A 20,460-nucleotide genomic window follows, 5' to 3' on the forward strand; every position below is an offset into this window, starting at 1 on the left:
GCGCAAACCAACGCCCGGAACGAAGATCTTCAGGTCTCTTGCGCGTCATCTCAACTCCTTCACGATATCGGTTGGGAAAAGGCGAACATCAGGAAAGGAGGCCGTTCGAACACGGGATGCGCCTGGTGCGGTCGCGTGCAAATCGCCATGTGCCAAATGTCATTGCCAGTCTCCCCCAACGCACAGCCTGCCACAAGAGTCTGAAAGGATCGGGGCAGTCATATCGGAACTGGTATACTAGTCGAATTTGCATTGCAATCCTGTTTTCCAGCCACGACCGGCCTGCACATACCCACGACGCACGACTGACAACACGAACGACACGCAGAGCATGTGGTGCAAACGTCGAATTTCGCCCAGGGCTGCCGGTTGCGTGGTTTGCGCGCCATTTCGATTGCGCCTAGGCTCGGCGGGATGTCAGATCATTGCAGGAGGCCGGCCTTGCCCAAGAGTTTTGCCAATCCGTTCCGGGGCACTGGCCTTCTTTCCGATTGGCCCCTGCCCAAGGACGATCCTGCGCCCGTTCAGGCGTTGCTAGCGCGCTGCCCGAAACAGGGCGTGACCCCATTGCGCGCTGCGCCGGACCTGGCGCAGGTCTGCGGCGTGGCGAACCTGCACATCAAGGACGAAAGCGGGCGTATGGGGTTGGGCAGCTTCAAGGCGCTTGGCGCGGCCTATGTGATCGCGCGTGATGCCAGCAGGGTTGAGCCGCCCTCGGCACAGGGGCGCACCTATGTCGCCGCCAGCGCGGGCAACCACGGGCTGTCCTTGGCGGCGGGGGCGGCGATCTTTGGCGCGCGCGCGGTGATCTATCTGGCGGACGCGGTGCCAGAGGCCTTTGCCAACCGGCTGCGCGCCAAGGGAGCAGAGGTCGTGCGCGCAGGCGCCACCTATGAGGCCAGCATGGAGGCCGCGCAGAAGGCCGCCGATGACAACGGATGGACGCTGTTATCGGACAGTTCATGGGAGGGCTACACCGATCGCCCGCTGGCGGTGATGGAGGGGTATCTGCAATTGGCGGCGGAGGCCGTCGACCAGATACCCGCCAAGCCCACGCATGGCCTGTTGCAGGCCGGTGTGGGTGGCATGGCCGCAGCACTGGCCGCGCATTTCCGCAAGGTTTGGGGCGATGCCCCTCAGATCCTTGTGGTGGAACCTGACGCCGCGCCTGCCCTGATCGATAGCATCCGCGCCGGTCGCCCTGTGACCACGTCCGGCCCCGCCTCCTGCATGGGCAGGCTGGACTGCAAGACGCCCTCCACGATCGCACTGGCGGGTCTGTCTCACGACGCCGATGCCTTTGTGACGATCACCGAAGATGAGGCCCGCGCGGGTGTTGCCCTGCTGGACCAACATGGATTTGCCACCACGCCGTCGGGTGGTGCCGGGTTGGCCGCGCTGATCGCCGGTCTGACGGGGGTCGGCGCTGACGCGTGCGTTTTGGCCATCCTCAGCGAAGGGCCCGAAGATGACTGAGGCGCGGCCCGGTTTCGGCGCGGGTGAATATGCCCGCAGGTGGGAGGCGCTGCAGGCGCGTATGGCAGCTGCCAAGCAGGACGCGCTGTATGCGGCAACAGACCATGCACTGACAGAATTGCGTCCCGGCATGACCGCACAGGGCGCGCACCGGCTCTTGACCGACAGCCTGCGCACGCACGGCGCCACGCCCTGCGGCGGACGGCTGGGGCATGGTCTGGGGGTGACGCTGACCGAATGGCCCTCCTGTACCAACCGCGACACGACCGTATTGCGCGAAAATATGGTGCTGACGCTGGAACCCGGTGTCGAAATCGCACCGGGCAAGATCATGGTGCATGAAGAAAACATCGTCCTGCGCGCCGACGGACCAGAACTGTTGTCCCCACGCGCCCCCTGCGACCTGCCGGAGATCGAGATATGAGCAGCTTTCCCTATACGTTGTCAGACCCCGGCGGCCCTGCTTTGGGCCTGATCGTCCTGCAGACCGATGAAACGATCGAGGGCGATTTCCTTCGGCTGTTCCGGGGCAGTCCTGTACGGATCTATGTCAGCCGGGTCCGCGCCGGGGCCGCCGTGACGCCGGACATGATCGCGCAGATGGCACTGGACTTGCCAGAGGCCGCGTCGATGCTGCCGCAGTCACCGCGCTATGGGGCGGTCGGGTACGGCTGCACCTCGGGGACGACCCTGATCGGGGTCGACCGGGTGGCGGCGCTGGTCCAGTCTGGCTGCATGGCAGAGGCCGTCTGCGATCCGCTCAGCGCGGCGCGGGCGGTCTGCGCGCACCTTGGCATCCGCAGGCTGGGTCTGGTATCGCCCTACCGCGCCGACGTGGCCCAGCCGGTGTGCGACGCCTTTGAATCGGACGGGTTGCACGTCACCCGCGCCGTGCATTTTGGCGAAGAGGTCGAGGCCAATGTGGCGCGCATCACCCACGACTGCGTGATTGCCGCCGCGCGCGAGGTGGCCCGCCACGGCGACATCGACGGGATCTTTTTGTCCTGCACCAACCTCAGGACGCTGGACGTGATCGGACCACTGGAACGTGAATTGGGCGTGCCGGTCTTTGGCAGCAACCTTGCGCTGGCCTGGGCCATGACGCGCGCCGCCGGATTGTCCGAAATCCCGGTCGGGGACAGTATCGGGGCCAGAATCGGGGCGAATGTGGCGGCCAGTATCGGGGCCGAAGCCGCCGAGGCCCAAGCCGTGCCCCCCGCTCTGCCTGCGGAATGACAAGACCGCGCGCGCGGCGCTTTCAGGGACCACAGACGTGACACAATCGAAACCAACACTGGTGATCGGGGCCGGGGTGGTCGGCGCGGCCATCGCGCTGGATCTGCAAAAACGCGGCAAGCAGGTGACGCTGATCGACCGTGACGCCCCGGGACGCGGCGCATCCTTTGGCAACATGGCCTCTATTGCCGTGACAGAGTTCACGCCCGCCTCGCGCCCTGCGGTCTGGCAACAAGTGCCCGGCTGGCTGATGGACCCTGAGGGGCCGGTTTCGGTCCGTTTGGGCCACATGCCCCGGCTGGTGCCGTGGTTCTGGCGGTTCCTGATGGCCTCGCGGCCCGCCACGTTGCGACGGCTAGAGACGGCAGGCGCGGCGCTGTGCGCGCGCGCGCTTGGCGATACGCAGGCCTTGTTGCGCGAATTGGGCGCAGAGGAGGACCTTTCGGACACCGGGTGTCTTGCGCTGTATCAGGATGCGTCCGCGTTCCACGCCGACCGCGATCATATCCAGATTCTCGAACGGTTCGGCTTTGCCCATGAGGTGATCGGGCAACGTGCGCTGCGGGAACTGGTGCCGGAAATTGCGCCCGACATCCAGCAGGCGGTGATCTTTCCGGACAACCGATCAATGAATGACCCGCACCGCTATGTCACCCGGATCGTTGCACGGTTCGAGGAACTCGGCGGAACGGTTTTGCGGGGGGATGTCACCGGCTTTGACAGGGCCGCGCGCATCACCTCTGTGCGGTTGGCGGATGGCCGCGCGCTGGAGGCCGGAACCGTCGTTTTGTGCGCCGGCGTTTTCACCGCCCGTATGGCGCGCTGGCTGGGTGAGCCGATACCACTGGAAACGGAACGCGGCTATCACACCCAGATCATGGCCCCCGGTTTGCATCTGGATCACGCCCTGATCTGGCCCGCCCGCGCCTTTATGGTGACACCCACCGCAGGCGGCATCCGCGTCGGCGGGACGGTGGAAATGGCCGGACTGGACACGCCCCCAGACTGGCGGCGCGCAAGGATCACGGTGAAACATGCGCAGGCAGCCCTGCCCAACCTCTGCGTTGCCGAGGCATCCGAATGGATGGGCCACCGCCCTGCCCTGCCCGACACGGTGCCAATCCTGTCTGCCTCTGCCAAAACCCCGGGCGTCTTTTACGCCACGGGGCATGGGCATCTGGGTCTGACCAATGCGGCCACCACGGCAAGACTGATGGGCCAGTTGATCGACGGTGAGACTCCGGAGGTGGACCTGCACCACTTCCGCATCACCCGTTTCTGAGCTCAACAGCACGGCCAAGCGCAGCCAAATCCGGCAATTGTGCCCTGGCGGGACGGTTGGCAATCTGTCCGGCCAGAACCGATCCCAGCACAATCACCGCACCGGCCATCTGCACCGGGGTCAGCGCCTGACCCAGCCAGAGCCAGCCCGGCAAGGTTCTGCGCGCTCAACGTCGGCAACGGGGGCTCCAGCAGCAGCGCCAGCGGCACAAGGATCAGCCCCCCGGCGGTCAACTGCCACGCGGTAAAGCTGAGCGGGGGAACAGGCGGTTGCCACTTGCGGGTCAGCACCGTGCCCGCCGCCATCGAGGCCGCACCACCCAGCCCGGCGGCAATCCCCAGCGGGTCCAGCCTGGCCTCCGGCCCCAGCAACAGCAACGCCACGCCCGCGATGCCGCAGGCCGCCGCCGCCACGGCCCCCGCCCTGACCGGGGTGCCCAGCCAGCCGCGCGCCATGCCAATCACCATCATCGCCTGCAACGATCCCAGCGTCGCCGCCACGCCCCCCGGCAGTCGGTAGGCCGCCACAAACAGCAACGTCCAGAACAGCGCAAAGTTCAGCGCGCCCAGCGCAAAGGTCCGGCCCAGCCATGCGCGCGGCGGCAGACGGCGCGTCAGGGCCAGCAGCAACAGGCCCGCAGGCAAGGCGCGCAACATGGCAAGGGTCACGGGATGATCGGGCGGCAAGGCCTCGGTCGTGACCAGATAGGTGCTGCCCCATATGGCCGGGGCAAGCGCTGTGAGAAAGATATCGGTGGTACGGGTCATGTCAGGTCTCCTCTCTGATCACCAGAGGCGCGGATGCGGAATGCGTGGCGGAACCGGGTCCAGCCCGATGTCACGCAACAAGTGATCGGACATGCTGGGCAACTGCCCCCGGACGGGCCTGCGAACGGGTCTTGCTGTCTTTGCGAACCAGAGCATCACGCCGCCTCCTCTGCCGCACTGGCCGCCATGCGCGCCGCGATCTGCGCCACATGTGCGCCCTGAAAGCGCGCGCCCTCCAGATCCGTCGCCGTGGGCAGCAACGTGCCATCCGCCCCGGCAATGGTTCCGGCGCCATAGGGTGTGCCGCCATGAATGCCCTCGGCCGAGGTTTGCCCGGCAAAGGTGTAGGGCAGCCCCGCGATCAGCATGCCGAAATGCATCAGCGGGATATGCGCCGACAGCATCACCGCCTCATGTCCGCCGTGCTGCGACCCGGTCGAGGCAAAGACACCGGCAACCTTGCCGACCAGCGCATTGCGCGCCCACAATCCGCCCGCCTGATCAAGGAACTGCTTCATCTGCGCGGCCATCATGCCAAATCTGGTGGGCGTCCCGAACAGGATGCCGTCATAGTTGGCCATGTCCGCAGGCGCGGCTACCGGCGTCATGTCCGGGACATACCCGGCAGTGCGGCGCACCGCCTCGGGAACCGTTTCGGCCACGCGCCGGATATCGACGCTGGTGCCGGGCACGCTCAGCGCGCCTTCGGCCTCGGCGCGGGCAAGATCCCGGACGTGGCCATAGCTGGAATAATAGAGCACAAGAATGCGGGTCATGATGGATCTCCTGCGGTGGGTTGCGATACGCAGAAGATCGGTCAGGCGCGGGCCGGGAATAACCGGCCCGTTTGCAAGTCATTCTTTACGCAGATTGAAGAATTCTCCCGCCACCACAGGACACCGGCGACGGCTACCGCTTGATACGCCAGACCAGTGCGGTTTCATATCCGGCTGCCTCAAGCAGTGCTTTCTTGGCCCCCCACGCCGCCGGACACACGACAAGCGCGGCATCGTTCCCACGCTGTGCCAGCGCCGCTTCTGCCATTGCGAAGAGGTCGAGCGCGCCCTTGCCCGATCCCTCAATGCGATCTGGATCTTGCAGGTCGGCGTGGTGGAAATCGTCGATGAACCCGGTTGCCGCGATGTCATGCGCGGGGGGGAAATGCAGGGCCGTGGCGGGCTGTGAGATGGCGTATCCCTCAATCTCTCCCTCCGGGTCGGCCACAAACATGTCACGATCCGGCAAGGTCAGACTGCGGGCCATCCAACTGCCAAACCGGACATCCGCGTCGGGATGCGGTTTCCAGAAGACATTCAGGTCCATCAGGATTTGCCGGTGTTCGGCGCTCAGGCCCACGATGGCGGGCACATCGGCCTCTGTCGCCTTGCGCACGGACGCCGCCCCTGTCTGCGCGCGCAGGCCTGTGCGCGCCAGATACAGTGTCAGAGGGACATAGTTCCGATCCGTCTGGACCCGCGTCCATGCCCCGTCGACGATGGACGACGCCACAAGAACCTTGGCGCCAGCCTCTATCAGGTCGGCCTCCGCCGCCGCGAACAGGATCGCCCGCGTGTCGTCCGGCGCGCTGTCGGACACATAGCTGTCTTCCATGATCAGGCCCGGCGCGCCAAACTCGCCCGCATAAATCGGCGGCACCGGCAACAGGATGGTGTGGATCACCCCGACCACCGCCCCACCTGCCTCTGCCAACAGCCATTGCTGACGGAACGGCGGATTTTCATTCTCCATCGCCCGCTTGACCGCAGCGGCGGTTTGGGCGCGGGCATCCGCCCTGAGCGTCCACAAGTCCGGGTCCGCGATCTGTCTTTGCTCTGCATCGCGCATCAGCAGATCCGTCAGGATATCCAGATCGGCCATGACGGCGGGGCGAACTGAGGGGGACATGGGCGCGCTCCTTGAGTATACGTTTGGGTAGTCTTAGGCAAAGATCGCCCGACCCGCCAGAGCCGTCCCCAGATCTCTTGGAACGGCAGCGTCCCCGACCCGGATCAATCTATCCGATCACGCACAATGAGCCGCCTCAGCCGCCCAGCGCCTGTTGCAGATGCTCCAAAAAGGCATTCACCCGCGCGTCCATGCCAAGGCGTGAGGCGGTGACGGCAAAGACCTCTGGCCCCGGCAATTCGTGATAAGGCAGCACCCGCACCAGATCACCGCGCGCCTCTGGGTCGGCGGAGACGAAATCCGGCAGGGTGCCGATCCCCTGCCCGGCAATCAGCAGATCGCGCAGCACAAGGCTGCTGCCGACCCGAACCGCCGGATCAAGGTCAACCGGCACCGTGCCGTCCGGGCCGGTCACGGTCCAGCGTGTCAGGTGGTCGGCCATCAGGAACCCCAGCACGCGGTGCCGGGTCAGATCCTGTGCCACCTGCGGCGTCCCGGCGGCCTCCAGATAGGCGGGTGCGCCAAATATCCGCTGCCGGACATGCCCGATACGTCGCACGATCAGCGCCGAATCCGGCAGGGTCGGGCGAATGCGGATCGACAGGTCAAACCCCCCCTCGACCATGTCCACCACCCGGTCGTCCAGCGACATGGTAAACCGCAGATCAGGAAACTGGTTCAGGAACCCGGGCAGCATCGGCGCAATCACCACCTGACCGAATGACGAAGGCACATTGATCCTGAGATGTCCGCGCACCCTGCCAACGCCCGCGCGAATGCGGTCTTCGACCTCACCCACCGCCTGCAAGAGCGCGCGCGCTTCTTCGTAGTAGTGCCGCCCCTGATCGGTCAGCGACATCGCCCGCGTGGTGCGTGTCAGCAGCAGACAGCCAAGGCTTTCCTCCAGGAGTTTGAGCTCACGGCTGAGCAGGGCCGAAGACACCCCCAGATCCTCTGACGCCCGGACAAGACTGCCGCGTTCGACAATGCGGCAATAGGCGTGCATGACCGACAGTTTGTCCATCCCGGCGCTCCGTTCGCGGGCCAGGCCGCGCGTTGATTACAACGGAGCGCAGAATGCCATATCCTGACAGGATGCCAAGACCAGTGCGCCGTTCAGGGCTGTTCCGGACCGTCAGGGTTCGTGGAACACCGCAACCGGCAGGCCAAATTGTTTGACCCAACCATACCAATAAACATCCGTCGGCCCGATCACATGGTCGACCACCCGCCAGCCGCCGGGGTCACGGTACAGCAGCGCCCAGACGGTTTGTGTCATCATGCCATGCGCCCAGGCGTCGGCAAAGGGGGTCTTGGCCCAATCCACCGGGCTGCCATCGGGCAACAAGGGTGTGGCATCCACAAAGGCCCAGGTGGCGTCACTGCGCAGACGCACGACGTCAAATACCAATTCCGTGCCGATCTCGGCCGAGATCGGCCCACGCACGGCGTCAATGATCGCCTTGCGCTCTGCCGAGCTTCGCGCAGGTTCATGATAGTCTCCCGGCGCGTCCGAGGCCGGAACCGGTGCCCAGATCTGTTTGCCGTCCATGACCACGCGAGCGGCCTCAGGCGCGGACAGCGTCAGGGTCCGCAGCGTGCCTGTCACACGAAAGCCGTCAGCGCCGTCCCCAACCCGGCCCAAAACGCGGTTGCCGGTAATGCGGTCGTCGCCGGTCTCGGTGACGACATGCCCGCCAACTGTCCCGTCAACCTGGTGGATTTCTCCGTCAAATTCGAGCTCATAGTCGGTGACCGCATCGCCTGAGATCGTGCCATCGATCACCACCCAATGCGCTGGCCCTGCCGGTTCTGCCCGGACCGACGCGCCCGTATCCGCGTACAGCACCAATGCGGGCCGCTTGTCCGGGTCCGGGTGCTCGCGCGCATAAAAGCCGAACATCGCCTCGGGCGTGTCCGGCTCCGGCCGTCCGAGCGTTCCCAGCATCAAACCCCGGTTTGGCAGGCCAGAGGCCCAAGCCTGTACCAGCGCGGTGACGTCCACCGTGACCACCCGCTCTGGTGGGCGCAGCAGATCCAGCCGCGCGGCAGGGCGCGGATCAAAGGCCGGTTGCCGTACCCACGTTGTTTCCCCGGCAAGCGCAGGTGTGCCGGGCTGATACGTTCCGCGCCCTTCCTGCCAGGCCTCGACAACCCGGAAGACGCCAAGGGACTGCGCGGCGTCCCCTGAGGTGTGATAGTGGTACAGTCGCAATTCAGCCCGGCGCACCTTGTCCAGATCAATGCCCGCCAGATCAAACATCAGAAAGCTGCGTTTTTCGCCGCCTGCCGGGTGCCAGCCCGCACCCAGAACGTGATACCCACCCCAGTTCGCGCGGTGCCAGCCCTGCCAATTGTAAGCATAGACATGTGTGTCACCAGAGGGGGCCACCACAACAGGCGCGGCAGAGGCCCGCGCCTGCGGGCTATCCAATCCGGCAATCACCCATGATGACAGGTACGCCTCATAGGTGATCTCGCCACCGACATAGGCCGTGATGGCGGCAGTTGGCACCTGCATGGAAAACAGCGTAGACGCCAAATCATGCCCGGTGACATGCACCGTGTCAGACCAATGTGCGGCGGTGCCTGCGCTCCGCAGGACCGACGCCAGTTTGCTCACCACCTCATCCTCGGCCACATCGGCAAACCCCAGCGTGATGAGCACGGCCCGATCTTCGATCACAACCGATGCGCCGCTCAACCCAAGGTCGTTGGCAAGGTGGTCGATCAGAAAATCCTCGACTCCGGCGGCATCCAGCACCGGCTGCGCCATCGCGGCCCCCACGCCCAACTCCAGCGCAAGCACGCCCCCCAAAAGGCATCGCACCCCGGCGTGCCAGACAGCCACAACGGCATTGCGTGTCCCGGTCATTCGAACAGCCCCCTGATTTTGTCCCCGCCAGGCAGGCGACTTGAGCGCGGCAGCGGCGCAGGCCAGTGTGCCGAGCCTGCTCTTGTCTTTGCTCCGATGCGGTCGTCGCATGTCTGGCCCTGCTTCGTTGGTGCAGGTGCCCCCACCGGCGTTGCCCGCCTTGATTGCAGCGGGCAGGTCGCACGGACCGGAGACAGGACTGCGGTTTCACTGCGCCCCAGATTGTGGGCGGATGCCGCCGACTGCATTGACCTGCGTCAAGCGGCCATCAGGTCAACGTACCCGGATCGCCGTCTCCTGCCCCGCCAAGGCACAGATATCCTGCCTCAGGATCGCCCCGATCCCGGACAACACCGGGGATCGCAGCACGCGCAGCGCGGCAGTGCCGAACGCGCAAACGTCTCATTTGCCCGCCCACTGCGCCAAGGCCGGAGCGGGATCCGGCCCCGTTGGATATGACGACTCGCACCGACACCTCTGGCGGATGGTGCCGGGCACGGACGCCACGATGTGTCCTACGCATCGCCGTCTGGTCGCGCTTTCATGTTTGCGGCCTTGCGGCCACGGTAATGCACGGTCAGGTCCAACGGGATGTCGTTTTCATCATAGACGCCCAGAACAATGCCGCGCCGCCCCGACTTGGTGCGCATTTCGACCAGTTGCGCCTCACTGCGCGTGGTGCGTTGCGATTGTCGCCGCGTCCAGGTGAACAGCTTGTCATACATGGCGTCGATGATCTTGGCGTGGTCCTCCCGCGCCCCAAGGTCGGCCAGTTCCATCGGATCGTTCCGAAGATCGAACAACAGTGGGCGATGTCCGTCTTCGCAGTGGATCAGCTTCCACTGCTTGTCGATCACGCAGAACATGACGGCATCGCGCACAGAGGCATTCATCTGCGCCGCCACCGGCGAGGCCGAATAGTCGTATTCGCAAATCGCAAAATCCCGCTGTGTGTCTGTCCGTTCGCCGCGCAGGATTGGCAGCAGGCTTTCGCCCTCCAGGATATGATATTCGGGCGCACCACCGGCGACCTCGACAAAGGTCGGGGCAAGGTCGATGGATTCCACCAGCGCGTCGCAGACCGTGCCGCGCGTGGCATCCGCCGCCTCGGACGGGTCATAGATGATCAGCGGAACCTTGGTCGAGGTGTCGTGGAAAAAGGTCTTTTCCCCCATCCAGTGATCACCCAGAAAATCGCCGTGATCCGAGGTCAGCACAATCAGCGTGTCCTCCATCCGCCCGGTGTCTTCCATCCACTTGAACAGGCGGCCCATCTGGTCGTCGGCCTGCTTGATCAGCCCCATGTAGGCGGGGATCACCGCGTCGCGCACCTCGGCCCGCGAAAACGCCTTGCCCACGCGGGTGGTCATGAAGGCCTTGAGTAACGGATGCGCCTCTGCCCGTTCGGCGTCTGCGCGGATCACCGGCTGCACATCCTGCGGCCCATACATGCTGGCATAGGGTTCGGGGACGACATAGGGCCAATGCGGCTTGATATAGCTGAGGTGGCAACACCACGGGCCGTCCTGCGCCGCCATGAAATCCATGCCGCGCCCGGTCAGATAGGGTGTTTCGCTATCTTCCTCGGCGATATTCGCCGCCTCGCCAGAGTTCTTGAGGAACCAGCCCGACAGAACGTTGCCCGCGTCGTCCAACCCCGAATTGGCAAAGTCGTGCCAGGGATTGTCACTGACATAGCCCTTGGATTTCAGGAACCTGTTGTAGTTCTTGGCGCCATTCGGATCATAGGGACCATCCGGCCCCTCCGGCAACATGCCATCGTCCCGCTCAAACACGTCAAAGCCGCATTCCGCGACGCGCGCGCCAATCAGGCTGTCCGGCTCCAGCCCCAGTCGCGCCATGCCTTCGGCGTCGGCCCGCATGTGGGTCTTGCCAATCAGATGGCACGACATGCCCTGCTTGCGCAGGTGATCACCCATGGTGATCTCGCCCACCTTGAGGGGGATGCCGTTCCAGCTGGCGCCGTGGCTGTGGACATAGCGCCCGGTATAGGTCGACATCCGCGAAGAGCCGCAAATCGGCGACTGAATATAGGCGCGGGTAAAGCGCACGCCCCTTGCGGCAAGCCGGTCGATGTGGGGCGTGTGCAGGGTCTTGTGACCATAGCAACTCAGATAATCCCAGCGCAGCTGGTCGAACATGATGAAAAGGATGTTCTTGGCTTTTGCCATGGCGTCATGCGCGACCTGTGCAACGCTGTTTGCGCGCCAATGCAGTCAGTCGCATCCCCCCTCCCGTGGTTTTGCCTAACGGGTGTACGGAAAATCGGCGTTCTGGGGAATTGGTGTTTTGCGGATGCCGCTACAGTTGCACAGCACCGAACCTGTCAGGCACAGAAGGCGTCACGCGGTGACCCAGCATCGGCGGGCCGCGTCAATAGTTCCACATTGTCCCGTCTTCCAGGCGGACAACCGGGTGGCTGCCGGGTTGGTATTCGTAGCGTGCCACCTCTTTCTCATCGAAATCGACACCCAACCCCGGCGCGTCGCTGACATGAACCATGCCGTTCTCCATCCGGTGGTCAGAGGGGAACAGCGCATCACATCCCGGCGTGCCCAGCACCAGGTACTCCTGAATGCCAAAGTTGGGTGCCCAGGCGTTCAGATGCGCCTGCGCCGCCATGCAGAGCGGGCGAATGGCTGGGTGCACCGTGAAACCCGGTGCGCACATGGTGCAGCCCGGCCAGATCAACGATGCGTTTCACAGGGGTAATGCCGCCCGCATAGGTGACGGCGACGCGGATGAAATCGATCAACTCGTTCTCGATCAGTTTGTTGCACTCGTAGATCGAGTTGAACACCTCACCGATGGCGACCGGCACGGTGGAATGCTGGCGCAGCAGGCGCAGCGCATCCTGATCCTCGGCCGGTGTCGGATCCTCCAACCAGAACAGGCCCGCAGGTTCGACCGACTTGGCGAATTCGGCGGCTTCACGCGGTGTCAGGCGGTGATGCACGTCATGCAGAATGTGCAGATCCGGACCAAACCGGGCGCGGATCTCGGCCAGCGCGCCGGGCATGTAGCGCATGTATCGGCCGGTGTCCCAGATCTCGACCTTGGGGCGGACGCCGCTGAAATCGCTGATGTAATGCTTGCCCTTGCCCTTTTCCTCGGGCACCGCATAGCTGGCCGAGGGCATCCCCGGAATGCCGCATTGCACCCGCACGGCTCGATAGCCCTGTTCGACGTAGTGGGCGATACTGTCCATCAGGTCTTCGAGATCAGAGCCAGTGGCGTGGGCATAGACCATCGCGCCCTCACGGCTCTTGCCGCCAAAGAGCTGGTACAGCGGCATGTTCGCCAGCTTGCCCTTGATGTCCCACAGCGCCATGTCGATGGCCCCAAACGCGGCCATCGCTATAGGACCGCGCCGGAAATAGGCACCGCGATAGAGGAATTGCCAGATGTCCTCGCTGTTGCGCGGGTCCATCCCGATCAGGTTGGGGATCAGGTAGTCCTGCAGGTAGGCGGCGGGCAGGGTTTCGCGGTTGTTCAGCGTTGCGTCGCCCAGACCGTAAACGCCTTGATCGGTCATGATCTTCAGCGTCACATAATTCTTGCCGGGGCCGCCGACAAAAACCTTGGCATCAATGATCTTCATGCGGGGATCTCCAGAGGCAGGGCCGGTCAGACCAGGTGGGACACGTCTGTCCAGGTGTCATTCTTACGGATCAGGTCGATGATCTGTTGGTACTGTCGGCCCTCCGTGAAAGTCGGATAGGGCGCAACCGTGTCCCCCAGAATGTCGCGCACAAACTCGCGCGCCAGGTAGTGCCAGCATTGTTCCGTCTCGCCCTTGACGTCCGGAATGGTCTTGGCAATCTCCTGCGGCACCGGCAACGCGGTCCAAGTCTTGTCCGCGCCATACAGGTACAACTGGCCGCTGCCGTAGTGGCCCTTGAGGTAGATTGCGCCACGGGTGCCGTAGAACACGATATGATCTTCGTGGAACCGGGGCACCAATCCGCCATGTTTGAACAGCACCGACACCGGGTTTTCGGCCAACGGGCTCTTCAGACGCGCCAGCACGGTGTAGGACCATTCGACATCGCTGTGTCCCCATTTCAGCTCGGGGTCGTTCAGGTCTGTCGGGATGAAATCGCGCCGCGTGGCAAAGTTGTGTACCCCCTCGACGATGGGCGCGCGGCCAAGGTCGTCACGCACGTCACCACTAATCGACAGGATCTTGTCGCCAACGACAGAGGCCACAATCGACAGCGTGTGGGTGAAGTTGTTGTTGAGCCGCCCGCCGCCGTCATTCTTGCGATGGGACCAACCAAAGGGGATTTCACGTTCCAGATTGAAGTGTGAGATGCATTCGATTTCGGTTGGTTCGCCAATGGCGCCCGACGCCACCAGTTGCCGCGCGTGCAGGACGCTGGGTGTGTAGCGAAAGCTGGCGGCATAGGCCGTCTTGACGCCTTTGTCCTGCGCCAGATTGCACAGCTGAACCGCCGTGTCGGCGCTGTCGGTCATCGGCTTGTCACAAAAAACGTGACAGCCGACGTCAATGGCCTGCCGGATCGGGTCAAAGTGTGCGCCGCCCGGCGTTGCTATGGAAACGATTTCTGGTTTGCAGGCCGCCAGCGCCTCTTGCCAGTTGGTGCCGGAATAGGGGATGGCCATGTTTTCAGCCACGTGGCGGGTGACATGTTCTGTCCGCCCCACGATGCCCACCACGTCGGCCCCGGCCCCCCGGAACGCATCTGCATGACCTTGCCCCGCAAAGCCGGTGCCGGAAATCAGGACTTTGAGTTTACGGGTCATGTGCCTCTCACAGTTTTGGATTACTAGTATACCAATCTAGGATACTAGACTGCAAAAACACCTTTTGCAATCTGGAACGACGCGGCAGACCCGATGACAGAGGCGCCTTTCACGGCCTCTGCAGGAACGGGGTTTTACCAAATCAAAAACTTTGTGTGACAGACCGACAGGCAGTTCCGGAGTTTTTGATCATGCCCACAACTTTCACAGCAGAAGACACTGAATTTGCCACGTCCAGCGGCAACAACGTGAATTATGGCCCGAATTGGAGTTACTTTGATGGCGCGCCGAGCACCACGTCGAACCTCTCCATCACCTCGAACGATGGCGATACGGACCCCGGCAAGTTTGAAGTCGGTGAAACCTATGATCTCACCTGGGATGGAAACGGCGGCGGTGCCATCGACGACGCCGTGATCACACGCTCAGACAATTTGGAGCCGGGTCAGGGCGTCATTGTGTTTGAGGGAACCAACAGCGTTACGGGCGAACTGGTGCACATCGTCTGGACACCCTCTGTCAATCTGGAATCATGGTACTACGATAACGGTGGAGAGACGTCGAACAATCCCGGGTTTTGGTCGGCGGACCAGGAAAGCGGTGACTTTCAATTTGTTTGCTTTGCCAAAGGGACATTGATCGAAACGCCCGGCGGTCCGCGCGCGGTGGAAAACCTGCGCCCGGGTGATCCTGTGTTGACACTGGATCACGGTCCGCAAGAAATCCTGTGGACCCATTCAGGCGATCACCCGCTCGAAAATGCGGACCCCCAATCGAAACCGGTACTGATCAGGGCGGGCGCCTTTGGTCCGGATCGCCCGACGCAGGACCTGATCGTCTCACCCCAGCACCGCATCCTCGTCGGGGGACAAGGCCAGGTCGAGGCGTTATTCGCGGGCGAATGCCTGGCCCCGGCCAAGGCCCTGACGTGTCTGCCGGGTATCCGTGTCATGTCTGGCAAACGCTCCATCACATGGGTTCATTTCGCCTGCGCCCAACACCAAGTGGTTTTCGCCAACGGTTGCACGACGGAGTCACTGCTGTTGGGGCCGATGGCGTTGCAAATGTTGTCCAGAGGCGAACAGGCGCAGGTGATCCGGTTGTTCGGGGGAAAGCCCTCTGGCTCCGAGGCACTTAATGGCCCGACGGCCCGCGCATGCCTCAAGGTCGACGAGGTCCGATGGCAGATCAATTCGTATCGCGACCGCAAGAAACGGGGCATGGCGCAGGACATCAGGACATGGGATGCCGATCTTGCGATGGAAGAAAGTGAGGCCGCGATGTGGGGCTTTGCGCCGTTGCACCGCCAACACCCTGTCCGGCTCTCATCCTGACGTGTCCGTCGGGTCAGAGCCAAGCAGAGAATGCGCACCCGGCAAAGGCGAAATGAGACGATCGCCTCACCGGCCCAAGGCGTGCAAACTGCGTCATGCCCGGGTCGAAAACCGCGGCCGGAACGGTTGTGCCTCCAAGTCAGATGTCGAAATCACCAAGGATTTGCGCAAAGGAGGCACCGTGCATGTCGCGGTCAAAGACCGTCCCCTGAATTTCGGGGCGCGGCAGGCTGAACTTGACGACATTCAGATCCGGCATGTCAAACCGCTTTATCATTGCCGGGTCGGTCTGGAATGCCTTGGCAACGCGTGCGGTCTGTAGCCCGCCGGACACCCGCGCAAACACCTCTGGCGTTCCGCAAAAGACATCAACTGTCAGCCAGAACGGTCCTGCATTCTTGGACCGAACCTTGGGGACCAGATCGACAAGCCTGCTCATGCGCCCAACTCCTGTGTGGTCAAGGAGAAGGCCGCCATCGGATCATCCAGCTCCAGCACATGGTTCAGACAAAATTCGTAGATTGCCCCACGCGACATCTCTGCCGGCGAGAACGGAAAGGCGAATGTGGGCATTTCTTCCTGTTCGGTCAGCGGATGATGCAGCAGGTAGGGGTTCAGCATCTTGGCCACTTCACGGCTTTGCGCCTCTGTGGGGGCAGTCACGATGCCCAGCACGCCGACCTCACTGCCGACAACCGGCGCGGTGTCCAGGGCCCCCAGCGTGGCGTCGACGCCGATCAGGCGCAGTTCAAGGGTGAACTCTCCGCCGACACGGTCGCGGGCCTTTGCGCTGCATTTGACGTGGATGTCGTCACACCATTCTCGGATATGCGCCACATAATGCGGGTCGCGCACCAACGCGAGAGAGACGGTCTGATACCCCGCAAGGCGCGCGCCCTCCAGCTTGACCGTGTAGGTGTCAGAGGGCACCCATGCGCTGCCCTCGACCCGCACCTGCCGGTCGTCCAGCGCCACATAGCTTGCGCCACGCACGTCCAGATGCCCGCCGGGTTCATACAGGATATAGGGGTCAGAGTTCTCATACAACATATGAGCAGAGACAGTGTGCGTCGTGGCGCGCGCCTCTGCGCCCATCGGCGTCATGGTGAACCCGGTTTCGTCAAAGTCGATCAGGATGGTGCCGGAATTGGGGCTGGTGGTGGCCAGCGCGCCGCATTCACCGATCTTGGACCCGTGCCACGCGCCGCCCGCGTGACAGCCGCGCGCCAGAGGTAGCGCCGAGATGATCGCCGTATCCGTGGTGCGCCCGGCGATGACGATATCCGCGCCGGTGTCCAGCGCGACCTGGATCTGTTCCGCCCCGGCCAGCGCCACGATGTTGGTGCAATCGCGGAACGTCTGCGCCGAAACATCGGGGGCCGCAGCCAGCGGCGCGATGCGCCCGGCCTCAAACGCATGTGCCATAGCTTCCGGCGACTGACCGCTTTTCAAAACGGCCAGCTTCAGGGTTGCGCCGGTTTCGGCGGCGATTTCGCGGGTGATCTCGACCAGCCAGTCGACCGCATCATCCGCACCACAGGTGCCTGCCGTGCCGATGACCAACGGCACCCCCGCTTCGGCCCGCGCGGCCATCAACTCGCGCCACTCGGCCTTGGTCGAGCCGCGCGAGTATTTCGAGGTGCCGGTGCCCAGATAGTGCGGCCCGCTGTCGGTGGATCCGCCGTCAATGGCAATGATGTCGGGCTTGGCGGCGATCCCCCGGGCCAGCGCGGCCCGGTCGTATCCCAACCCCAAAGCACCGGACGGAATGAGGACCTTGACCATCAGTCGGTGATCCTTTGCGGTTTCTTCATGATGCCGCGCAGGAACATCGGCGCGACAAACCCGGCAACGGCCACAATCCAAAGCGAGATCGCGATGCCCGAGCTGAACAGGTAGGTCCAGTCGCCATCCGACAACACCATGGCGCGGCGCAGGCTGTCCTCCATATGGCCGCCCAGCAGGATGCCAAGGATGATCGGCACTGTCGGCACGTCCAGCTTGCGCAGCACCCAGCCCAGCGCACCAAAGCCCACCATCAGCAGCAGGTCAAAGTACGACCCTGACAGCGAATAGATGCCCACGAAAGAGATCATCGTGACACCCGGCAACAGCACCCAAGGTGGCACGCTGAGGATCTTGACGAAGATCTTGACCATCGGGACGTTCATCAACAGCAGCACAAAGTTGGCGATCAGCAGCGAGGCGATCAGGCCCCAGACCACCTCGGGCCGCTCGGTGAACAGCGTCGGGCCGGGGGTAATATTCAGCGTCATCAGCAGCGCCAGCAGCACGGCGGTGGTGCCCGATCCCGGCACACCCAGCGTCAGCATCGGCACCAGCGCGCCACCGGCGGCAGCGTTGTTGCCCGCCTCGGGCGCGGCGACGCCCTTTGGCACCCCGGTGCCGAATTTGCCCTTTTCACCGGCAATGGATTTTTCAGACATATAGGCCATGAACGACCCCAGCGAGGCCCCTGCCCCCGGCAAGACACCGGCGACAAACCCGATCAACGAGCTGCGCAGTTGTGTCCATTTGGTGTCCCAGATGTCTTTCCAAGGCACGGTGACCTTGTCCAGCTTGACCCCGATCGAGGTGTTCTTGCCATGGCTCTCGATGAAAAAGAACACTTCGGCGATGGCGAACAGGCCCACGATGGCGACAAGGAAATCGATCCCGTCGAACAGGTGCATGTTGCCGAATGTCAGACGCGGCAGGCCAGAGTTGTTGTCCACCCCGACCATCGCGATTCCCAGACCGATACACGACGCGATCGCCGCCTTGGCCTGATTGTTCGAGGCGATACCGCCCAGCGTGGCAAAGGCCAGCAGATACAGCGCAAAGTATTCCGCCGGGCCAAACTGGAACGCGATCCGCGCCAGCAACGGTGCCAGCAGCATCAGGCCGATGGTCGACAGAAATGCGCCCGTGAACGACGCCACGCCAGAGATCACCAGAGCATCGCCCGCCCGGCCCGCCTTGGCCATGGGATAGCCGTCCAGCGTGGTCATCAGCGCCGGTTCATCGCCCGGAATGTTCAGCAGGATAGAACTGATCCGCCCGCCGTACATCGCGCCGTAGTAGACGGCGGTCATCAACACCAGCGCACTGGTGGCATCCAGCCCCATCGAAAAGGTCAGCGGGATCAGGATCGCTACGCCGTTCGACGGGCCAAGCCCCGGCAGCGCACCGATGATCGTGCCGATGAAACAGCCAAAGACGGCCAGCATCAGGGTAAACGGGCTCAGCGCGATGCCAAAGCCGATCGCGAGGTTCGCAAACAGGTCCATGTCGAATTCCTCAGCCGTGCAGGACGGCGGGCAGCGCGACCAGGCCCAGGCCCAGCGCGAATTTGAAGATGATGAACAACCCGACCGACAGGCCGACACCGGACAGTGCAGCTGCTCCCGGACGTGGGCTGATCTGATAGCTCAGGATAGCGGCGGTGATCGCTGTTGGCAGCAAAAAGCCTAGCGGCTTCAGCGCGTAAGCGTAGCCAACCAGCACCACCACGGCGACAAACAGCGCGCCCATGGTTCGCAGCACAGGCCATTCAGGGTCTGCATCCGGGCGCAGCACCATCAGGATGCCGCAAAACGCCGCGACGCTGCCGACAATGTAGGGGAACGTGCGCGGGCCGACCGGGTCGGCCAGAAAGCTGGTCTGAATCTGTGTGGCGCTGGCAATATATGCCAGCGCCAACAGGGTCACGACCGCTCCAAAGATGCGGTCAGAAACCATTACTGGATCACCCCGATCTCTTTCGACAGGGTGCGGATCTCAACCACGACACCATCGACATAGGTTTGGAAATCAGCGCCAACCTTGGTGAACGGCGCAAGACCGTTGGCGGCCATTGCCTCTGCCCACTCGTCGCTGTCAGCAACCTGTTGCAAACGATCGGCCCACTTGTCGAAATCCTCGTCGCTGATGTCCTTGGGGACATAGAGACCGCGCCAGTTGACCGCGACCACGTCGATGCCTTGCTCCTTGGCCGTGGGAATGTCCTCAAAGCCGGGAACCCGCTCTTCGGTCAGCACAGCAATGGCGCGCACATCGCCCGACTTCAGAAAGCCAACGATTTCCGACATGTCGCCGGTCATCGCCTGAGTGAACCCGCCAACCGTTTGGGTGATGGCATCCGCACCACCGTCGACACCGATATACTTGATCGCGCGCACGTCGGTCACACCGGCGCGTTGCAGGATCATCAACGGTTTGAGGTGGTCAAAGCCACCGACGGCAGAGCCACCGGCAAAGGCGATCTTGCCCGGATCAGCCTTGATGGCATCGACCAGATCAGTCAGCGACTGGTAGGGGCTGTCCTTGGCCACCACGATCACGCCGGGATCGGCACCGATGGCACCGACAAAGCGGACCTGGTCTGCGGTCATGCCGGCATAGGCGTTTTGCGCCAGCCGGGTCGACGTTGCCGACGAGGCCGCAACGATCAGGTCGGCATCATCGCTGCGTTCGCTGACCACGTGGGTAAAGGCAAGACCGCCACCGGCGCCCGCCATGTTGGTGACCTGGACGGGTTTGTCGACCGCGCCAATGTCATACATGATCTTGCCGATCTGGCGGCAGGTGAAATCCCAGCCACCGCCGGGGTTTGCCGGGGCAATGCACTCTTCCGCATATGCGGCCGTCGCGCCAAAGCCAAGTACGGCGCTGGTCACCAGCGCCTTGAGTATGTGATTGTTCATATTTTCTCCTCCCGTTTGACACATCGTGCCGTGTCCAACATGCTTAAAGGAAAACTTGAACCTGACAACAACCTGTCACGTTCATAAAAAG

The 20,460-nt window shown here is 63.3% G+C and carries 18 protein-coding genes and 1 pseudogene; 5 read left to right on the forward strand and 14 right to left on the reverse strand.

The window, feature by feature from the left end; genetic code table 11:
* Window positions 1–414: 414 nt before the first annotated feature.
* Genes CHB90_RS20685 through CHB90_RS20700 form a run of 4 tightly spaced genes read left to right on the forward strand, consistent with a single transcriptional unit; the run spans window position 415 to window position 3,994 of the window.
* Window positions 415–1,476, forward strand: a complete 1,062-nt coding sequence (locus CHB90_RS20685; protein WP_089279732.1) for a pyridoxal-phosphate dependent enzyme — start codon at window positions 415–417, stop codon at window positions 1,474–1,476.
* Window positions 1,469–1,900, forward strand: a complete 432-nt coding sequence (locus CHB90_RS20690) for a M24 family metallopeptidase (RefSeq protein ID WP_089279733.1) — start codon at window positions 1,469–1,471, stop codon at window positions 1,898–1,900. Before CHB90_RS20685 ends, CHB90_RS20690 begins: the two co-directional genes overlap by 8 nt.
* Window positions 1,897–2,712: a maleate cis-trans isomerase family protein gene (locus CHB90_RS20695; protein ID WP_170941131.1), complete on the forward strand. Its 816-nt coding sequence runs from the start codon at window positions 1,897–1,899 to the stop codon at window positions 2,710–2,712. The genes CHB90_RS20690 and CHB90_RS20695 overlap by 4 nt, the downstream gene beginning before the upstream one ends.
* Window positions 2,713–2,749: 37 nt before the next feature.
* A complete protein-coding gene (locus CHB90_RS20700) occupies window positions 2,750–3,994 on the forward strand; it encodes an NAD(P)/FAD-dependent oxidoreductase (RefSeq protein WP_212591626.1) in 1,245 nt (414 codons plus the stop codon).
* Here CHB90_RS20700 and CHB90_RS20705 read toward each other — a convergent pair.
* The 9 genes and pseudogenes from CHB90_RS20705 to CHB90_RS20740 form a co-directional block, all read right to left on the reverse strand.
* Window positions 3,981–4,761, reverse strand: a pseudogene (locus CHB90_RS20705) (EamA family transporter). The gene CHB90_RS20700 and the pseudogene CHB90_RS20705 overlap by 14 nt on opposite strands.
* 155 nt (window positions 4,762–4,916) lie before the next feature.
* Window positions 4,917–5,537 (reverse strand): NAD(P)H:quinone oxidoreductase, encoded by a 621-nt coding sequence (wrbA, locus tag CHB90_RS20710; protein ID WP_089279735.1) that lies wholly within the window; start codon window positions 5,535–5,537, stop codon window positions 4,917–4,919.
* A 133-nt stretch (window positions 5,538–5,670) separates the two neighbouring features.
* On the reverse strand, window positions 5,671–6,666 hold the full coding sequence (locus CHB90_RS20715) for a GNAT family N-acetyltransferase (protein WP_089279736.1): 996 nt from the start codon (window positions 6,664–6,666) through the stop codon (window positions 5,671–5,673).
* Between the two features lie 136 nt (window positions 6,667–6,802).
* A complete protein-coding gene (locus CHB90_RS20720) occupies window positions 6,803–7,690 on the reverse strand; it encodes a LysR family transcriptional regulator (RefSeq protein WP_089279737.1) in 888 nt (295 codons plus the stop codon).
* Between the two features lie 111 nt (window positions 7,691–7,801).
* A complete protein-coding gene (locus tag CHB90_RS20725; protein ID WP_089279738.1) occupies window positions 7,802–9,541 on the reverse strand; it encodes a DNRLRE domain-containing protein in 1,740 nt (579 codons plus the stop codon).
* A gap of 515 nt (window positions 9,542–10,056) precedes the next feature.
* Window positions 10,057–11,733, reverse strand: coding sequence for a sulfatase-like hydrolase/transferase (locus CHB90_RS20730; RefSeq protein WP_089279739.1), 1,677 nt, complete (start codon window positions 11,731–11,733; stop codon window positions 10,057–10,059).
* A 202-nt stretch (window positions 11,734–11,935) separates the two neighbouring features.
* Entirely contained in the window at window positions 11,936–12,124 is a 189-nt protein-coding gene (locus CHB90_RS27370; protein WP_425426650.1) for a hypothetical protein, read from the reverse strand.
* Complete coding sequence (locus CHB90_RS20735; protein ID WP_281256128.1) at window positions 12,102–13,163, reverse strand: D-galactonate dehydratase family protein; 1,062 nt, start codon at window positions 13,161–13,163, stop codon at window positions 12,102–12,104. The genes CHB90_RS27370 and CHB90_RS20735 overlap by 23 nt, the downstream gene beginning before the upstream one ends.
* A gap of 26 nt (window positions 13,164–13,189) precedes the next feature.
* A complete protein-coding gene (locus CHB90_RS20740) occupies window positions 13,190–14,329 on the reverse strand; it encodes a Gfo/Idh/MocA family protein (RefSeq protein WP_089279740.1) in 1,140 nt (379 codons plus the stop codon).
* 191 nt (window positions 14,330–14,520) lie between these two features.
* Between CHB90_RS20740 and CHB90_RS20745 the strand changes: the two genes are divergently transcribed.
* Window positions 14,521–15,663 (forward strand): Hint domain-containing protein, encoded by a 1,143-nt coding sequence (locus CHB90_RS20745; protein ID WP_141135938.1) that lies wholly within the window; start codon window positions 14,521–14,523, stop codon window positions 15,661–15,663.
* Window positions 15,664–15,802: 139 nt separating this feature from the next.
* Here CHB90_RS20745 and CHB90_RS20750 read toward each other — a convergent pair whose 3' ends face one another.
* Genes CHB90_RS20750 through CHB90_RS20770 form a run of 5 tightly spaced genes read right to left on the reverse strand, consistent with a single transcriptional unit; the run spans window position 15,803 to window position 20,369 of the window.
* A complete protein-coding gene (locus tag CHB90_RS20750) occupies window positions 15,803–16,102 on the reverse strand; it encodes a DUF4387 family protein (protein ID WP_089279742.1) in 300 nt (99 codons plus the stop codon).
* Complete coding sequence (locus CHB90_RS20755; RefSeq protein WP_089279743.1) at window positions 16,099–17,448, reverse strand: acyclic terpene utilization AtuA family protein; 1,350 nt, start codon at window positions 17,446–17,448, stop codon at window positions 16,099–16,101. Before CHB90_RS20755 ends, CHB90_RS20750 begins: the two co-directional genes overlap by 4 nt.
* Complete coding sequence (locus CHB90_RS20760) at window positions 17,448–18,953, reverse strand: tripartite tricarboxylate transporter permease (RefSeq protein WP_089279744.1); 1,506 nt, start codon at window positions 18,951–18,953, stop codon at window positions 17,448–17,450. The genes CHB90_RS20755 and CHB90_RS20760 overlap by 1 nt, the downstream gene beginning before the upstream one ends.
* A gap of 10 nt (window positions 18,954–18,963) precedes the next feature.
* Window positions 18,964–19,404, reverse strand: a complete 441-nt coding sequence (locus CHB90_RS20765; RefSeq protein ID WP_089279745.1) for a tripartite tricarboxylate transporter TctB family protein — start codon at window positions 19,402–19,404, stop codon at window positions 18,964–18,966.
* Window positions 19,404–20,369 carry a Bug family tripartite tricarboxylate transporter substrate binding protein gene (locus CHB90_RS20770; RefSeq protein ID WP_089279746.1) on the reverse strand — a complete coding sequence of 322 codons (966 nt, stop codon included), beginning with the start codon at window positions 20,367–20,369 and terminating at the stop codon, window positions 19,404–19,406. The genes CHB90_RS20765 and CHB90_RS20770 overlap by 1 nt, the downstream gene beginning before the upstream one ends.
* Window positions 20,370–20,460: the final 91 nt, after the last annotated feature.

It is taken from the genome of Antarctobacter heliothermus (genome assembly GCF_900188425.1).
In the GTDB taxonomy this organism is placed as follows: Bacteria; Pseudomonadota; Alphaproteobacteria; order Rhodobacterales; family Rhodobacteraceae; genus Antarctobacter; species Antarctobacter heliothermus.

What these genes read in the sequence shown, in the direction of transcription:
- CHB90_RS20695 (WP_170941131.1), top strand. Translation starts at nt 1,897, where the DNA reads ATGAGCAGCTTTCCCTATACGTTGTCAGACCCCGGCGGCCCTGCTTTG.
- wrbA (WP_089279735.1), bottom strand. Translation starts at nt 5,537, where the DNA reads ATGACCCGCATTCTTGTGCTCTATTATTCCAGCTATGGCCACGTCCGG.
- CHB90_RS20765 (WP_089279745.1), bottom strand. Translation starts at nt 19,404, where the DNA reads ATGGTTTCTGACCGCATCTTTGGAGCGGTCGTGACCCTGTTGGCGCTG.
- CHB90_RS20685 (WP_089279732.1), top strand. Translation starts at nt 415, where the DNA reads ATGTCAGATCATTGCAGGAGGCCGGCCTTGCCCAAGAGTTTTGCCAAT.
- CHB90_RS20755 (WP_089279743.1), bottom strand. Translation starts at nt 17,448, where the DNA reads ATGGTCAAGGTCCTCATTCCGTCCGGTGCTTTGGGGTTGGGATACGAC.
- CHB90_RS20725 (WP_089279738.1), bottom strand. Translation starts at nt 9,541, where the DNA reads ATGACCGGGACACGCAATGCCGTTGTGGCTGTCTGGCACGCCGGGGTG.
- CHB90_RS20720 (WP_089279737.1), bottom strand. Translation starts at nt 7,690, where the DNA reads ATGGACAAACTGTCGGTCATGCACGCCTATTGCCGCATTGTCGAACGC.
- CHB90_RS20760 (WP_089279744.1), bottom strand. Translation starts at nt 18,953, where the DNA reads ATGGACCTGTTTGCGAACCTCGCGATCGGCTTTGGCATCGCGCTGAGC.
- CHB90_RS20690 (WP_089279733.1), top strand. Translation starts at nt 1,469, where the DNA reads ATGACTGAGGCGCGGCCCGGTTTCGGCGCGGGTGAATATGCCCGCAGG.
- CHB90_RS20750 (WP_089279742.1), bottom strand. Translation starts at nt 16,102, where the DNA reads ATGAGCAGGCTTGTCGATCTGGTCCCCAAGGTTCGGTCCAAGAATGCA.
- CHB90_RS20730 (WP_089279739.1), bottom strand. Translation starts at nt 11,733, where the DNA reads ATGGCAAAAGCCAAGAACATCCTTTTCATCATGTTCGACCAGCTGCGC.
- CHB90_RS20735 (WP_281256128.1), bottom strand. Translation starts at nt 13,163, where the DNA reads ATGAAGATCATTGATGCCAAGGTTTTTGTCGGCGGCCCCGGCAAGAAT.
- CHB90_RS20715 (WP_089279736.1), bottom strand. Translation starts at nt 6,666, where the DNA reads ATGTCCCCCTCAGTTCGCCCCGCCGTCATGGCCGATCTGGATATCCTG.
- CHB90_RS20770 (WP_089279746.1), bottom strand. Translation starts at nt 20,369, where the DNA reads ATGAACAATCACATACTCAAGGCGCTGGTGACCAGCGCCGTACTTGGC.
- CHB90_RS20740 (WP_089279740.1), bottom strand. Translation starts at nt 14,329, where the DNA reads ATGACCCGTAAACTCAAAGTCCTGATTTCCGGCACCGGCTTTGCGGGG.
- CHB90_RS20745 (WP_141135938.1), top strand. Translation starts at nt 14,521, where the DNA reads ATGCCCACAACTTTCACAGCAGAAGACACTGAATTTGCCACGTCCAGC.